1 protein-coding gene is annotated in these 523 nt (G+C 69.4%); it reads right to left on the reverse strand.

Features of this window, described 5'->3' with window-relative positions:
- Positions 1-523, reverse strand: a 523-nt coding sequence (gene mca / locus ACL06G_RS21490) for a mycothiol conjugate amidase Mca (protein ID WP_412788169.1), incomplete at both ends; no start/stop codon positions are given.

Consider the following 523-nt stretch of genomic DNA (forward strand, 5'->3'; position numbering starts at 1 on the left):
CCTGGTTGTAGTAGATCTTCTGCGGCTGCCACACCGGCCCGGCGTCGGGGTAGCGGTCCGGGTCGCCGGCCGCGTGGAAGGCCTCCATCGACACCTTGTGGGTCATGATGTGGTCGGGGTGCGGGTAGCCGCCGTTCTCGTCGTAGGTGGTGATCACCTGCGGACGGAACTCCCGGATCAGCCGTACCAGCGGCTCCGCCGCCACCTCCACGTCCTGCACCGCGAAGCATCCCTCGGGCAGCGGCGGCAGCGGATCACCCTCCGGCAGCCCGGAGTCCACGAAACCCAGCCACGCCTGCTTCACCCCCAGGATCTCCCGCGCCTCGTCCATCTCCCGCCGGCGCACGTCGTGGATGTTCGCCTCGACGTAGGCGTCACCCTGGAGCTTCGGGTTGAGGATGGAGCCGCGTTCACCGCCCGTGCAGGTCGCGACCAGCACGTCCACCCCCTCGGACACGTACTTCGCCATGGTCGCCGCGCCCTTGCTCGACTCGTCGTCGGGGTGCGCGTGCACGGCCATCAG

The sequence above is a fragment of the Streptomyces callyspongiae genome (assembly GCF_047200695.1).
GTDB lineage: Bacteria > Actinomycetota > Actinomycetes > Streptomycetales > Streptomycetaceae > Streptomyces.